Origin of the sequence: Cedecea sp. AS113, from assembly GCF_037152415.1 — a bacterium.
In the GTDB taxonomy this organism is placed as follows: Bacteria; Pseudomonadota; Gammaproteobacteria; order Enterobacterales; family Enterobacteriaceae; genus Cedecea.
The window spans coordinates 177,761-189,759 of record NZ_JBBCMI010000010.1; the positions used below are offsets into that span (position 1 = coordinate 177,761).

Genomic DNA, 11,999 nt, shown 5'->3' on the forward strand with positions numbered 1-11,999 from the left:
ATTCAGGCAATGAAAATTAATTCGGCAGCATTAAACGCTGGTTGCTCTGATACATCGCGAACAGGAAGTTATTATAGCTTGAGCCTTTCGCCGAATACCCTTTCAGCTTGTGAATCATATTATTAGCCGTCACTTCCTGATCCGCTTTGCGCAGCTTGGCACGCTCTTTACGGAACGAAGAATAGGCCGGATGGGTATTCAGGTTAGCGACGTAAGCATTCACGCCTTCATTCACAGAGCCGTAATGCAGGTAACCTTTCACTTTACCGGGCTCGCTGTTGCAATGGCGCTTGGTGCACTTCATGCCAAACAGATTGTTGTTGCTGCGGGCAAGTTTAGATGTGCCCCAGCCGCTTTCCGCCGCTGCCATTGTCGCCACCATATTGGTAGGAATGATATCGACTTTTTCCAGCAGGCTGTTCCACGGCACACGGTTGGTATTGCCGCGCCATGCCACCTTGTAACGCTGGGTAATTTCTTTCAGACGTGCACGCTCAGTCGGCGACCAGCGCTTTTCGTACTGCTTTGAAATCAACCAGTTACGGTCGGCAGTTATCGCTGCATTTTGGCGGGTAATATATGGCATGACCGTCCGGAGAAACGCTTTTTTCCTTGGTGTCCCGGAAGGGTATTTTCGCAAATCAGGAAGCGAACCATTTTCACTATTGCGAGAATACTCTTTTTTACTACTTGCCAGTTTACTGCTTACCGCTTTCTTGCTGCTTACTTTCGTTATATGGGCCTTGCTGTGCGATTTAGGCTCATGTTTACTGGCGAGCGCGTGACTTGAAAAGCCCACGGTCAGCAACATGAGTATCGCGGCCCCGAATCGTCGAAATGGGGGTGATATCATTAGCTCTCCTGGTCGGATCGATCGTTTCCAGTGCTTTATTTTTTAAAAGGTTTTAGAAAAACAGAGGCGAATTATATCAAAATTAACCGCTCAGAGCACCTTTAGAAATAGTACTATTCCGAAACAATGTCACCTATGAACTTCTTATGGTGATAAAAAGTATTGTAAAATTCGGGGCTTAATCACACTTCGCGGCACAGTAAAAAAATGCACTGCGGAGGATGATTCCCGCATTTAGAGAGTGAGATTATTGGTTATATTTTTAAGGTGGCGGCGGCAATAGCCTGACGGCGTAACGACCGGGGTTAAGGCGCTCAAATAACATTTGATACAGGAAAACTGGCAACATGAGCCTGGTGCAGAACCTGATAAAAAAAGCCTTTGCAACGGCGAACGCTAACGAAGCCGCAAGCTTCCTTGCCAGCGCGTGCAACCGTATGAAAGCGCATAATAAAGAGCAAATTCAGGCCGAGGTTAGCGCAGCATTAGTCAACGTTAATCTTGTTCGCATCAGTGAAAAACCGCCGCAAACCAAAACGGTTTACCAGGACTCGCCGGAAACCCTCCGTCGCCTGAGAGAAGCTGAGTCACTCTCCACCAGCCTGCTTGCCCAGCTGCGAGAAGCCCAGCAGCGCTCCGCTCAGGGTAACACCGTAGAAACAACCACCCGCCTGCAACGATATGAAAAACAGGTCACAGAGCTCCAGAAAGCGCTGAATATCAGTCAGGAAATGCACCTGAAAGAATCTGCCCTGGTGCGCAGCGTGATGCAGCGGGAAATCGACGAGCTGAAAAGCCTGCTGAACCGCCAGAAAGAGTCCGGCTCCGGGCTGCTGGAGACACATCAGCGGGAAAAAACCGAGCTTCATCAGCGCCTGGAAGCCGCCGACGAGCTGATTAAAACCCAGCAGGAAGCGCGCTACAAAGCGGAAGCGGAAGTGGCGATCCTGCAGGAAAAACTCGAGAATCTGCGCGCCGATAACCATTACAGCTTTGAGCAGTGTGAAACCCTGAACGCCAGACTCACCAAAACAATCGATGAGCTGCTCGCCACCCGCAACACGCTGAGCGCCCACTTCGGCCACTGGTTAACGAACAAATAAAAACGTTAACGCCGTCACTCACCCCGGCGGCTACACCCAGTAAAACACACGGGCAGGATGAGCGCATGTTTCCAGGGGCATGGCAAACTGCGCAATAAATCCTGACTGGATGATGCGTATGACACGACTCTCTCTCTGCCTGTTGTTCACGCCCTGCCTTGCATTCGCGGGCTGGAACGCGCCTGGGCTTTCTGCTTTTCAGGCCACACATCCGGGCTTGTTTACCAGCGCAACAGACCTCGATAAAAGTACCCTTCCCCTCAGGCTGACGCAGGATAATCAATGCTGGCAGCCCTCAGAGGCCATCAAACTTAATCAGGTTCTGTCCCTGACGCCCTGCGCCGGGGATGCCCCGACGTGGCGGGTTTTCCGCGCCGGAGAGTACCAGGCGCAAATAGATACCCGCAGCGGGACGCCAACGCTGATGCTGACCCTTCAGCCGGAGGCCAGCAGTCAGCCCCTGCAAGTGATGGCGCAGTGCCCGAAATGGGATGGAAAGCCGCTCAACGTCGATGTCAGCAGCACTTTTGCTGAAGGATCGGTTGTGCGGGATTTCTACAGCGGGAATACGGCCCAGGTTGAGCAAGGCCACATCACGCTGATGCCCGCGGCCGGAAGCGACGCTTTATTGCTGCTGGAATCTGCCACTGTGGCGAAGCCTGCCCCGTTTAGCTGGCAGAATGCGACGGTCTATTTCGTTCTCACCGACCGTTTTGAAAACGGCAACCCGGCGAACGACCACAGCTATGGCCGCCATAAAGACGGCATGCAGGAAATAGGCACCTTCCACGGCGGCGACCTTGCCGGGCTGACCAGCAAACTGGATTACCTGCAGCAGCTTGGCGTTAACGCGCTCTGGATAAGCTCCCCGCTGGAGCAAATTCACGGCTGGGTGGGCGGCGGCACCAAAGGTGATTTCCCGCATTACGCCTACCACGGCTATTACACCCAGGACTGGACGAAGCTTGATGCCAACATGGGCAACGAAGCCGATCTCCGCCGACTGGTGGATGAAGCCCATCAGCGCGGGATCCGCATTCTGTTTGACGTCGTGATGAATCACACCGGATACGCGACGCTCGCCGACATGCAGGCATACCAGTTTGGCGCCCTCTATCTCAAAGGTGATGAACTTAAAAAAACCCTCGGCGAGCGCTGGACTGACTGGAAGCCAGCCCCGGGCCAAAGCTGGCACAGCTTAAACGATTACATCAACTTCAGCGACAAGGCCGCGTGGGATAAGTGGTGGGGCAAAGCCTGGATCAGAACGGATATTGGCGATTACGACAATCCCGGCTTTGACGATTTAACCATGTCGCTCGCCTTCCTGCCCGATTTGAAAACCGAAGCGACCGCGCCAGCAGAATTACCGGCGTTTTACAGCCGCAAGCCGGATACCGCTGCAAAGGCGATTCCGGGCTACACGGTTCGCGATTACCTGACCCACTGGCTAAGTCAGTGGGTGCGTGACTACGGCATTGATGGCTTCAGGGTCGATACGGCAAAACACGTCGAAAAAGCGGCCTGGGAGCAATTAAAAACACAGTCCAGCGCGGCATTGGCTGAATGGAAACAAGTCAACCCGGACAAAAAAATTGACGATGCACCGTTCTGGATGACGGGCGAAGCCTGGGGGCACGGCGTGATGAAAAGCGACTACTACGCCAGCGGCTTCGACGCGATGATCAACTTCGACTATCAGGAACAGGCGGCCAAAGCCGTAGATTGCCTGGCCACGATTGGCCCGACCTGGCAGCAAATGTCTGACAAACTTCAGCAATTCAACGTGCTGAGCTACCTCTCCTCCCACGACACCCGCCTGTTCCGGGAAGGTGGACAAAAAGCGGCGGAGCTGTTGCTGCTCACGCCAGGCGCGGTGCAGATTTTCTACGGGGATGAAACCCAAAGGCCGTTTGGCCCGACGGGCTCTGACCCGCTACAGGGCACCCGCTCAGACATGAACTGGCAGGATGCCACCGGCCCGCAGGCCACAACGCTTGCCCACTGGCAGAAGCTGAGCCAGTTCCGCGCCCGCCACCAGGCCATCGGCGCAGGAAAACAAACCACGTTGAGCGTAAAACAGGGCTATGCCTTTAGCCGGGTCAGCGGGGATGACAAGGTGATCGTGGTGTGGGCGGGCAATCCATAGGCGTTAAAGCCCCTCAGCAAGGGAGAAAATAAGCGGTTTATTCCCTCTCCGTGAGGGAGAGGGTTAGGGTGAGGGTAATAACGCCACATCCCTGAAAAGAGCGCCCGGCTTCAACATATCCTGCTGCACAGCACAAATCACACAGCATATTCGCCAACAGTGGCTATGCTTACCGGGTTTGCACGGCGTTATTTGTAGCGCTATGGTTAGCCTCTTTTCAAAAGTATTCAGCAGACCCACGTTATGACGTTTTCACTTTTCGGCGATAAATTCACCCGCCATGCAGGCATCACCCGCCTGATGGAGGATCTCAACGACGGCCTGCGCACACCAGGCGCCATCATGCTTGGCGGTGGCAACCCTGCGCAGATCCCGGCGATGAACGACTACTTCCAGCAGCTGCTTTCCGAGATGCTGGCCAGCGGTAAACTGACCGACACGCTATGCAACTACGACGGTCCGCAGGGGAAAAGTGAACTGCTAAAATTGCTTGCCGGTATGCTGCGCGATGAACTGGGTTGGGACATCGAACCACAGAATATTGCACTAACAAACGGCAGTCAGAGTGCATTTTTCTACTTGTTTAACCTTTTCGCCGGACGTCATGCGGATGGTCGCACCAAAAAGGTGCTCTTCCCGCTGGCGCCGGAGTACATTGGCTACGCGGATGCCGGACTGGAAGAAGAGCTGTTTGTCTCCACCCGTCCGAACATCGAACTGTTGCCGGAAGGCCAGTTTAAGTACCACGTTGACTTCGAACACCTGCATATCGGCGAAGATACCGGCATGATCTGCGTATCTCGTCCGACGAACCCGACCGGCAACGTAATCACCGACGAAGAACTGATGAAGCTGGACGCGCTGGCGAACCAGCACGGCATTCCGCTGGTGATCGATAACGCCTACGGCGTGCCTTTCCCCGGCATCATCTTTAGCGAAGCCCGCCCGCTGTGGAACCCGAACATCATCCTGTGCATGAGTCTGTCCAAGCTCGGCCTGCCGGGCAGCCGCTGTGGGATCATTATCGCTAACGAGAAAATCATCTCCGCCATCAGTAACATGAACGGCATTATCAGCCTGGCGCCGGGCGGCATTGGCCCAGCCATGGCCTGCGAAATGATTAAGCGGAACGATCTGCTGCGCCTGTCTGAAACGGTTATCAAGCCGTTTTACTACCAGCGCGTGCAGGAGACTATCGCCGTACTCCGCCGCTATCTGTCGCCGGAACGCTGCCTGATCCACAAGCCGGAAGGCGCTATCTTCCTGTGGTTGTGGTTTAAAGACCTGCCGATCACCACCGAGCTGCTGTACCAGCGCCTGAAAAAGCGCGGCGTGCTGATGGTGCCGGGCGATTACTTCTTCCCGGGGCTGGACAAGCCGTGGCCGCACACGCACCAGTGCATGCGCATGAACTATGTCCCGGAGCCGGAAAAGATCGAGGCAGGGGTGAAAATCCTGGCTGAAGAGATTGAGCGAGCCTGGGCGGAAGCCGAATAACGAGTAACAATGTAAAACGGGGCTTAATGCCCCGTTTTCTTATCTCACCACTAAAGCGTCATAGCCTTTCCAGCGGTAGTTCAGCATCGAAATCCCCCAGCAGGCGATAAACAGCCCGACCACAACAAATCCGGCGTTGCCGAGGTTGTCGTTGAGCGCGCCAACCCACTGCCAGATCCCGTCCTCTAACTGGAATTTATCAGCCAGCAGGCCCAGCGCTTCAAGCCCACCGATAAACAACGCCACCACCACAGAAGTGCCGGTAATCGTCATGTTGTAGTAAAGCTTGCGCTGCGGTTTGTTAAACGCCCAGCCGTAGGCACCCACCATAATCACGTTGTCGAGGGTATCCACCAGCGCCATGCCGCTGGCAAACAGCGCCGGGAATACCAGAATCGACCAGATGGACATGCCGCTGGAGGCGCTGGCGGCAGAAATGCCCAACACACCAATTTCGGTGGCGGTGTCAAAGCCGAGGCCGAACAGGAAGCCGACCAGGTACATGTGCCAGCTTTTGCCGATCAGGCGAAAAACAGAGTTAAACAGCCAGCTCATCATGCCGCCGCCGGTCATTTCCGTCGCATCTGCAGCCAGCGGTTCACCGCGTTTAAGCTGGCGGAAGTTGCGCCACACGCCACGCAGGATGACCAAGTTAACCAGCGCCATCGCCAGCAGGAAGCAGGCCGACACGGCGGTGCCGATCACGCCGCCAACGTCATGGAACCAGTCCATTTTTTGCTGGAAAGCCGCAGCAGTAGCTGCAATGGCGACAGAAGCCAGAATCACAATGCTGGAGTGACCCAACGAGAACCAGGCTCCCACGCCAAACGGGCGTTTGCCCTGCTGCATCATTTTGCGGGTGACGTTATCAATCGCGGCGATATGGTCGGCGTCTACCGCGTGGCGCAGGCCGTAGCACCAGGCCAACAGGCTGGCCGCCATCAGCGCCGAGCTGTGGTTAAACGCCGCCAGCGCCCAGGCCCAGGCGGCAAAGTTAGCAGCCACTAAAACCGCCAGCAGCAGGCCGGCGCGCGGGTTGTCACGAAGAACACGCATTAACATCTTTTTTATCCTTGTGGTGATTCAAATAGCGGGCAGCGGCAACCACTGCCTGCCCCAGGGAAAGCGCCCCGTCACCGGCGGGAAGCCGCGTCGGGAAGAGAGGGGTGAAATCGGAGAGATAGAACGCCAGGCGCTCGCGCAGCAGCCGGTTGTGCAGCACGCCACCGCAGCAGGCCACGGTGGTCACGCCTGTGAGCAGGGCATGATGGCGAACCAGCGCCGACAGGCCTTTCGCCAGGGCATCGTGAAACGCCCAGGCCCGCGCTCCGGCCTCGCCCTGCCAGCCAAACCATTGCCGCCAGAAGGCCGCCAGATCGAGATGACCGTTCACCAACGGCAGCGTGACAGGGTGCGAGCAGGGGCCAGCGTCCAGCGCCAGGGCTTCAAGGCGACAGGCGGCTTCGCCTTCATAGCTTTGTTGGTAAGGCGCACAGTTGAGCGCGGTGGCAACGGCATCAAACAGCCGCCCGCAGGATGAGGCTAGTGGAGCATTAACTCCGCGAGCCACCGCTTTGGCCAGAGGTCGCCACGCCTGCGCCCGCACAGCTTCTGTTTCGGGATAACGCTGCCAGCCGGGCACAAACGCCTCACACTGGGCGAGCAGGTTACGCCACGGCTGCACGGCGGCCAGATCTCCCCCCGGCAACGCCACGGCCGGCAATCCGCCGAGAGAGACACAGCGCCGGTAATTCACCAGCAGGCATTCGCCGCCCCAAAGCTGGCCAGCTTCGCCATAGCCAATGCCGTCCAGCACAAGGGCAATGACGCTGCCGCCGTTCAGCGGCCAGCCGTGTTCGGCCAGGCAGGCCGCCGTGTGGGCGTGGTGATGCAGTACTTCAGTAACAGGAAGCGCCATGTCATGTCCCACCTGCGCGCTGCGGTAGTAAGGATGCGCGTCGAGCGCGACATGCTCTGCCTTAAAGCCGTAGATCTCGCTCATCAGCGCCAGCGAGCTTTGCCATTGGGCCTCCACGCCCTCCTGAGCCAAATCGCCAAAATGCTGACTCAGCACCGCCTGCCCGCCGCGAACCAGGCAGAAGGTATTTTTGAGATCGCCCCCCAACGCCAGAATCGGCGGCAGGTCTTTAAAGCCAGCGGGCAAAGGAAGCGCATCCGGCACAAAACCTCGCGCACGGCGCAGCATTTCGCCGCTGGCTCGCATCACCGAGTCGTCCATGCGCTGAAGAATGTCCCGGTTATGCAGCAGAAAACCGTCGGCAATACTGTCCAAATCCTGAAGCGCCTGATCATTGTCGATGGCTGGCGGCCTGCCGTTGAGGTTCCCGGAGGTCATCACCAGCGGGCCACCAAAGTCCTGAACCAGCAGGTGCTGGAGCGGGTTAGCGGGCAGCATTACGCCGGTTTCGTTTCGCCCCGGCGCCACGGCAGCGCTCAGCTCAGGCAAAACATCACTCGCCACCAGCACCACCGGCGCTGCAGGCGTGGCAAGCCGCGCCATGGCCTCATCAGGCAACCCTTCGGGCGTAGCAATCATCACCGCCAGCGGTTTGGCGGGACGCTGCTTACGCGCCCGGAGGCGTTCAACGGCGGCATTGTTACGGGCATCCACGGCAAGGTGAAAACCGCCCAAACCTTTAACCGCCACGATTTTTCCCTCACGCAGCGCGGCAACGGCCAGGGCGACCGCCAGCTCGCCGTCCAGTCGCTGCGCGCCCTGCTGCCAGTAGATCTGCGGCCCGCAGTCCGGGCAAGCTACCGGCTGAGCGTGAAAACGCCTGTCCATCGGGTTGCGATATTCTTCCTCGCAGGCGGCGCAGAGCGGAAACGCCGCCATCACCGTGGACGGGCGGTCATAAGGCATCGCCCGGATGATGGTGAAACGTGGCCCACAGTGAGTGCAGTTGATAAACGGGTAGCGGTAGCGGCGGTCGGTCGAATCGTTAAGCTCGCGCAGGCATTCCGGGCAGGTGGCGGCATCCGGTACGATTTGGGTGTCCATCGCGCCATGGCCGCTGTGGCGAATGCTAAAGTCCTGGGGCAAAACGTCCCAGAAAATTGGCTGCTGCGCCACGCTGTCGATGCGCGCCAGCGGCGGGCAGTATTCGTGCAGTTCGCTCAGAAACGCTTCCGGGTTGGCCACCAGACGAACCACAACGCCTTCGCCATCGTTGCAGACATCGCCCATCAGCTTCAGCCGCTGTGCGATTTGCCAGACAAAGGGGCGGAAGCCAACGCCCTGGACTTTGCCGCGAATGCGGAGTTCGGTGCCCCTCACCCTGGCCCTCTCCCCAGAGGGGAGAGGGGACAAATCGAGTTCAGACTCCACGATTCCTTCATCCGGGGTGAGGGTAAAAATCACGCTTCCACCGCCTCGCGCAGCCGCGCCTTCATGCTGTTATAGGTCGTTTGCGCATAGCTCTCCGCCCACGCCTGATCCTCAATCGCGCTAACGTTCACCGCGCAATATTTGGTTTCCGGCGTTTTGGAGATCGGGTCGAGATTGTCCTGAGTCAGCTCGTTACAGGCGCCAATCCACCATTGATAGGTCATATAGACGGAGCCTTTGTTAATGCGCTCGTTCACGTCCGCGCGGCTGATAACCTTGCCGCGACGCGAACTTACCCAGACCAGTTGCCGATCTTTGATACCTAGCGCGTCCGCATCCAGCGGGTTGATTTGCAAAAAGCCGGGTTCATCCGCGAGGGTTTGCAGCGCCGCGCAGTTACCGGTCATCGAGCGGCAGGAGTAGTGCCCGACTTCGCGGACGGTGCAAAGCACCAGCGGGTAGGTATCGTCAGGCACTTCGGCGGGCGCACGCCAGGCGGCGGCAAACAGTTGCCCTTTGCCGCTTGGCGTGTCGAATTTGCTGTCTTTGTAGAGATACGGCGTACCGGGGTGGTCCAGCGTCGGGCAAGGCCACTGCACGTGTCCCATATCGCCCATTTTTTCGTAGGTGACGCCGTAAAACAGCGGACACAGCTCACGCAGCTCATCCCAGATTTGCTGGTTGTTTTCATAGTGCATTGGGTAGCCCATCGCCGTCGAAAGCAGGCTGATGATTTCCCAGTCGCGCTTCACGTTGTATTTCGCCTCGATGGCTTTCTCGAAGCGCTGGAAGCCCCGGTCGGCACAGGTAAAGACGCCGCCGTGCTCGCCCCAGGACGTGGCGGGCAGCAGCACATCAGCGACTTCGGCGGTTTTGGTCATGAAGATGTCCTGCACCACCACAAAGTCGAGCGCCTCAAATCCTTTGCGCACCAGGCCCAGGTCCGCTTCGGTCTGGAGCGGATCTTCACCCATGATGTAGTAGGCTTTGACTTTGCCCTCTATCGCCAGGTGCGGCACTTCGGTAATACGCACGCCAACTTTGTCATCCATCACCGCCGGGTCAATCCCCCAGGCTTTAGCAAACTTCGCGCGCACTTCAGGATCAACCACATCCTGGTAGCCGGGGAACTGGTTAGGCAACACGCCCATATCGCAGGCTCCCTGCACGTTGTTCTGCCCGCGTACTGGGCCAACGCCAACGTTTTCACGCCCCAGGTTGCCGGTGAGCAGCGCCAGGCTGGACAGCCCTTTGACCACGTCTACCGCCTGGCCGAACTGGGTTACGCCCATGCCCCACATGATGGTGGCGGATGGCGCTGCGGCGAAGGTACGCATCGCCTGGCGAACCTGCAGAGCCGGTACGCCGGTTAAATGCTCGACGTCCTCCGGCGCGTAGTCCTTCACGGTTTCGCGGTAAGCTTCCAGACCTTCGGCATATTTGGCGACGTACTCTTTGTCGTACAGCTGCTCTTCCAGCAGGACATAGCCAAAGGCGTTCACCAGCGCCATGTTGCAGCCGTTTTTGATTTGCAGATGCTGATCGGCAATGCGGGCGGTTTCGATGCGGCGCGGGTCGCAGACAATGATTTTCGCGCCGTTGCTTTTGGCTTTAATCACCCGACGAGCCACGATAGGGTGCGAATCGGCGCAGTTGTAGCCCACCACCAGCAGGCATTTGGAGTTTTCGATATCGCCGATGGAGTTGCTCATCGCCCCGTTCCCCAGCGTTGCCTGCAGCCCGGCCACGCTTGGGCCGTGGCACACGCGGGCGCAGCAGTCGACGTTGTTGGTGTTCAGCACCGCGCGGGCGAATTTCTGCATCACAAAGTTGGTTTCGTTCCCCGTTCCGCGCGAAGAACCGGTGGTCATAATGGCGCGAGGGCCGAACTGCTCTTTGATCGCCTTCAGACGCGCAGCGGTATAGCTAATCGCTTCTTCCCAGCTTACCGGCTGCAGTTTGCCGCCCTTCTCGTAGCGGATCATCGGCTGCGTCAGGCGTGGCGTCAGCAGTTTGGTGTCGTTAAGAAAATCCCAGCCGTAGTAGCCTTTCAGGCAGAGTTCGTTTTGGTTAGTCACGCCCCCGGCCGCTTCGGCGCGAATAATTTTGTTGTTCTCAACGACCAGTTTCAGTTTGCAGCCGGCCCCGCAGTAAGGGCAGACGCTGGTAATTTTTTTCATCAGTAACAGACCTGTTAAAAGTTGAAATGCAAAGGGATTAGAACGTCAGCGCCGCAGGGGCATCTAACGCGGCACGGCGACGTTTTTCCGCGCTCATTTGTTCCAGCCGGTTACGGTCCACGCACAGGATGGCGTTGGTCGGGCAGGCTTCCAGGCAGGCCGGGCCAGCCTCGCGGTGATAGCAAAGGTCACATTTGTTGGCCTCAGCTTTTTCCGCCATCACGTTTAGACCGGCACCGCTGTTGCGGATCACTGGCCGCACGACGACCTCCATCGCGCCATAAGGGCAGGCAACGACGCAGGTTTTGCAGCCGATGCAGCGTTCCTGCATGACGTGGACAAAGCCCTGGTCCCGGCTGATGGCGCCGTTAGGGCAGACGTTGGCACAGGGCGCGTCCTCGCACTGGCGACACATGGTGGCGGTAGACACATTCACGCCTTTGATGACGTGAATACGCGGTAAGAAGGTTTGGGGGGTCAGCGCCGAACAGTCCTGGTTCTCCTGGTGAGAGACCACGCACGCCACCTCACAAGTGCGGCAGCCGATGCATTTGCTCGAATCGGCAATGATGAAGCGGTTCATCATGAACTCCTGCAATAAGTGTGTTATTGCGTGGGGTTATTCATAAAGCGTGCCAGATTTGCAGGCCGCGCGGTTAGCGGGTTTGACGAGAGGTAAGAGGGATATTCGACACTTTTGACGATGTCATTTTGGTAACAGTAGTCATTAATGACCCTCACCCCGGCCCTCTCCCTGTGTACAGTCCGGGGACATGGTAGACAGGTGTTCGCAGACATGGTGAACACTTTTTAACATCCTTTACCCATGGTGATCGACTTATTCTTCAGGTCGATCACCCCCACTTTC

8 protein-coding genes are annotated in these 11,999 nt (G+C 57.6%); 3 read left to right on the top strand and 5 right to left on the bottom strand.

The window, feature by feature from the left end:
- Positions 1-16 precede the first annotated feature (16 nt).
- On the bottom strand, positions 17-853 hold the full coding sequence (locus tag WFN87_RS14105) for a protein bax (RefSeq protein ID WP_008457665.1): 837 nt from the start codon (positions 851-853) through the stop codon (positions 17-19).
- 347 nt (positions 854-1,200) lie between these two features.
- On the opposite strand from WFN87_RS14105, the gene WFN87_RS14110 reads away from it, so the two are divergent.
- From WFN87_RS14110 to avtA, 3 genes are all read left to right on the top strand, one after another.
- Positions 1,201-1,956: a hypothetical protein gene (locus tag WFN87_RS14110; protein ID WP_336983249.1), complete on the top strand. Its 756-nt coding sequence runs from the start codon at positions 1,201-1,203 to the stop codon at positions 1,954-1,956.
- Between the two features lie 118 nt (positions 1,957-2,074).
- Positions 2,075-4,105: an alpha-amylase gene (locus tag WFN87_RS14115; RefSeq protein WP_336983250.1), complete on the top strand. Its 2,031-nt coding sequence runs from the start codon at positions 2,075-2,077 to the stop codon at positions 4,103-4,105.
- Positions 4,106-4,348: 243 nt separating this feature from the next.
- A complete protein-coding gene (gene avtA, locus WFN87_RS14120) occupies positions 4,349-5,602 on the top strand; it encodes a valine--pyruvate transaminase (protein WP_166878906.1) in 1,254 nt (417 codons plus the stop codon).
- 39 nt (positions 5,603-5,641) lie between these two features.
- Here the strand turns inward: avtA and WFN87_RS14125 are convergent, their stop codons facing one another.
- From WFN87_RS14125 to hydN, 4 genes are all read right to left on the bottom strand, one after another.
- Positions 5,642-6,664, bottom strand: a complete 1,023-nt coding sequence (locus WFN87_RS14125; RefSeq protein WP_008457672.1) for a HoxN/HupN/NixA family nickel/cobalt transporter — start codon at positions 6,662-6,664, stop codon at positions 5,642-5,644.
- The gene (gene hypF / locus WFN87_RS14130; protein ID WP_336983251.1) at positions 6,642-8,900 is read right to left on the bottom strand and encodes a carbamoyltransferase HypF; all 2,259 of its coding nucleotides are present in this window, start codon (positions 8,898-8,900) and stop codon (positions 6,642-6,644) included. The genes WFN87_RS14125 and hypF overlap by 23 nt, the downstream gene beginning before the upstream one ends.
- A gap of 80 nt (positions 8,901-8,980) precedes the next feature.
- Positions 8,981-11,131 carry a formate dehydrogenase subunit alpha gene (fdhF, locus tag WFN87_RS14135; protein WP_336983252.1) on the bottom strand — a complete coding sequence of 717 codons (2,151 nt, stop codon included), beginning with the start codon at positions 11,129-11,131 and terminating at the stop codon, positions 8,981-8,983.
- A 37-nt stretch (positions 11,132-11,168) separates the two neighbouring features.
- Complete coding sequence (hydN, locus tag WFN87_RS14140) at positions 11,169-11,714, bottom strand: electron transport protein HydN (protein WP_008457677.1); 546 nt, start codon at positions 11,712-11,714, stop codon at positions 11,169-11,171.
- Positions 11,715-11,999: the final 285 nt, after the last annotated feature.

Bases quoted from the DNA above. Each gene is read 5' to 3' on its own strand.
- avtA (WP_166878906.1), top strand. From the start codon at position 4,349: ATGACGTTTTCACTTTTCGGCGATAAATTCACCCGCCATGCAGGCATC.
- WFN87_RS14125 (WP_008457672.1), bottom strand. From the start codon at position 6,664: ATGTTAATGCGTGTTCTTCGTGACAACCCGCGCGCCGGCCTGCTGCTG.
- WFN87_RS14110 (WP_336983249.1), top strand. From the start codon at position 1,201: ATGAGCCTGGTGCAGAACCTGATAAAAAAAGCCTTTGCAACGGCGAAC.
- WFN87_RS14115 (WP_336983250.1), top strand. From the start codon at position 2,075: ATGACACGACTCTCTCTCTGCCTGTTGTTCACGCCCTGCCTTGCATTC.
- hydN (WP_008457677.1), bottom strand. From the start codon at position 11,714: ATGAACCGCTTCATCATTGCCGATTCGAGCAAATGCATCGGCTGCCGC.
- fdhF (WP_336983252.1), bottom strand. From the start codon at position 11,131: ATGAAAAAAATTACCAGCGTCTGCCCTTACTGCGGGGCCGGCTGCAAA.
- WFN87_RS14105 (WP_008457665.1), bottom strand. From the start codon at position 853: ATGATATCACCCCCATTTCGACGATTCGGGGCCGCGATACTCATGTTG.